The sequence below is a fragment of the Achromobacter sp. SIMBA_011 genome (assembly GCF_046535435.1).
GTDB classification, from domain to species: Bacteria; Pseudomonadota; Gammaproteobacteria; order Burkholderiales; family Burkholderiaceae_B; genus Achromobacter; species Achromobacter dolens.
This window is the reverse complement of record NZ_JAWRWN010000796.1, coordinates 1-256: the sequence shown is the minus strand read 5'-3', so window position 1 is coordinate 256 and position 256 is coordinate 1. Positions and strand designations below refer to the sequence as shown.

Sequence of the window (256 nt, the reverse complement as noted above, 5' to 3'; positions counted from 1 at the left end):
CCTGCTCGTAACGCGGATGGATTTTCACCGCCGTATGCACACGGCTCGTCGTTGCGCCGCCGATCAGCAGCGGAATGTTGAAACCCTGCCGCTCCATTTCCGCCGCCACATGCACCATCTCGTCAAGCGAAGGCGTGATGAGACCGGAAAGACCGATAACATCGACCTTTTCAGCAATCGCCGTTTCAAGGATTTTCGTCGTCGGCACCATCACGCCGAGATCGATGATCTCGTAATTGTTGCAGGCGAGAACGAC

General features: G+C 56.2%; 1 protein-coding gene. It reads right to left on the bottom strand.

The features are described 5' to 3' along the window. Positions 1–256: cobalamin-dependent protein (locus tag SB816_RS33170; protein ID WP_410548399.1), on the bottom strand; the 256-nt coding region annotated here is incomplete at both ends.